This window comes from Enorma phocaeensis (assembly GCF_016901575.1).
In the GTDB taxonomy this organism is placed as follows: domain Bacteria; phylum Actinomycetota; class Coriobacteriia; order Coriobacteriales; family Coriobacteriaceae; genus Limicola; species Limicola phocaeensis_A.
Genome location: NZ_JACJKQ010000051.1, coordinates 1 through 1,697, shown reverse-complemented (window position 1 = coordinate 1,697; position 1,697 = coordinate 1). Strand labels below are relative to the sequence as shown.

At 64.5% G+C, this 1,697-nt stretch carries 2 protein-coding genes; both read left to right on the top strand.

All coding sequences use genetic code 11. The annotated features are described in order from the left end of the window. A partial coding sequence (gene pyk, locus H6A15_RS10120; RefSeq protein WP_204673632.1) for a pyruvate kinase occupies positions 1-1,443 on the top strand: 1,443 nt, incomplete at its 5' end. A gap of 116 nt (positions 1,444-1,559) precedes the next feature. Further along, positions 1,560-1,697, top strand: a 138-nt coding sequence (locus tag H6A15_RS10115) for a pyruvate kinase (RefSeq protein ID WP_204673486.1), incomplete at its 3' end; no start/stop codon positions are given.

The window sequence follows — 1,697 nt, the reverse complement described above, 5'->3', positions numbered from 1 at the left end:
GACGAGGAGACGCTGCGCCAGATGATCCTCGCGGGCATGAACGTCGCCCGCTTCAACTTCAGCCACGGCAGCCATGAGGAACATCATATCCGCATGGAGCGCGTGAAGAAGGTCTCGAGCGAGCTTGGCATTCCGGTGGGCATCCTGCTCGACACCAAGGGACCCGAGATTCGTACGGGCCTGCTGGAGGGCCATGCAAAGGTCACGCTCACCACGGGCGAGAAGGTGACGGTGACCGCCGCCGAGACCTCCGAGGACCTGCTGGGCACCTCCGAGCACTTCTACCTGGACCACCTGGAGCTCCCGCGCGAGGTCAATGTGGGCGGCACCATTCTCATCGACGACGGCCTCATCGGCCTCACGGTCGATTCCGTCGAGGGCCAGGACATCCATTGCACCGTGCAGAACGGCGGCGAGCTGGGCGAGAAGAAAGGCGTGAACGTGCCCAACGCGCACCTGTCGCTTCCCGCGATCACCGAGCAGGACCGCGCTGACATTCTGTTCGGCCTCTCTGAGGGGATCGACTTCATCGCCGCGTCGTTCATCCGCGATGCCGCCGGCGTGCGCGAGATTCGCCAACTGTGCGATGAAAACGGCGGCGAGCATGTCTACATTCTTCCGAAGATCGAGTGCGCCACGGCGGTCTACCACTTTGACGAGATCCTCGCGCCGTCCGACGGCATCATGATCGCCCGCGGCGACCTGGGCGTCGAGGTCGCGCCCGAGGTGTGCCCCACCATCCAGAAGGAGATCATCCAGAAGTGCAACGCGGCGTATAAGCCGGTCATCACCGCGACGCAGATGCTCGACTCCATGATCCGCAACCCGCGTCCCACGCGCGCCGAGGTCACCGACGTCGCGAACGCCATCAGCGACGGCACCGACGCCACCATGCTCTCGGGCGAGACGGCTGCCGGCAAGTATCCGCTCGAGGCGGTGAAGATGATGGCCAACATCGCCCTCATCGCCGAGGCCACCATGCCCGACCACAACAAGCTCGATATCCATACGGACGAGACCGGCCCGCGCGTGATCAACAACTCCGTGGGCCTCGCCGCCGTGAGCATGGCGTTCAGCGTGGGGGCGAAGGCGATCCTGGTGCCCACCACCTCCGGACGCTCGGCGCGCCTGGTGTCGAATTTCCGCCCGTCGCTTCCCATCATCGCGGTCACGCACAAGCCGTGGGCGCAGCGCCGCATGACGGTGGTGTGGGGCGTCGAGCCGGTGCTCGACGAGGGCGCCGCGGGAGACGTCGCCTATGTGGTGGACAACGCCATGCGCATCGCCGAGAGGATGGACGTCATCAAGGAGGGCGACATCGCGGTGATCACCGTGGGCGACCCGCGCACCTCTGTCATCCTGCCCGACGGCCTGTATTCGACCAACGTCGTATATGTAAGCCAGGTCCGTGCCGAGGGCAGCGTGGTCCGCGAGACATATTAGTAGTATCGCCGAGCTTTGTCGCTTGGTGGAAATTCCCGCGTTGAACGGGGAAAACGTACATCAGAGGCCTGGCGCGCCCGCACCGGTGCCCAACCGACACTCCTAAGGAGGCACGCATGAACAAGCGGACCAAGATCGTATGCACCATGGGCCCTGCCTGCGACGACGAGGAGACGCTGCGCCAGATGATCCTCGCGGGCATGAACGTCGCCCGCTTCAACTTCAGCCACGGCAGCCATGAGGAACATCATATC